This is a genomic window from Desulfovibrio psychrotolerans (genome assembly GCF_013340305.1).
Classification (GTDB): domain Bacteria; phylum Desulfobacterota; class Desulfovibrionia; order Desulfovibrionales; family Desulfovibrionaceae; genus Halodesulfovibrio; species Halodesulfovibrio psychrotolerans.
In genome coordinates this window covers 1-414 of the sequence record NZ_BLVP01000046.1, presented here as the reverse complement: position 1 = coordinate 414, position 414 = coordinate 1, and the positions used below count along the sequence as shown (strand labels likewise).

Sequence of the window (414 nt, the reverse complement as noted above, 5' to 3'; positions counted from 1 at the left end):
GGCTTCCAGATGCAGGCGGAGCCAGGGCCACCTTCTGTCCATGGCACAGGCCAGCGTCTCACAATGAGCACCCAGTTCCGGTACATCCCAGCTTCGTACCGTAAGGAGCAGCCAGTCCAGGATCAGGGTGGCCTTGTCATCATGCACCACGGGAGGCGTGTCGAGGAAGCAGTGCCGGATGAGCCAGCGGAAGTTGCCCCGACATCCGGGATAGATGGCTGCCATGGCGTTTTCCACCCGCCAGTCCTCAAAGGTGTTCCAGATGTGCTTTTCCAGCGCAGACCGGGTCTGCTTGCACACGGTAAAGTCCGTATGCCGGATGTGGGCTGCCTCATGATCCACAAATCCACGCACAAGACCGTTGAAGGTGTCGTCGCATTGCGCAGGAAGTGAGGGTAATTGTATGACAGTGCC

Annotated in this window: 1 pseudogene; it reads right to left on the bottom strand. The window is 58.9% G+C overall.

Annotated features, from left to right (window positions below):
• Positions 1-414 (bottom strand): annotated as a pseudogene (locus HUV26_RS16640) (VWA domain-containing protein); the annotation flags it as partial.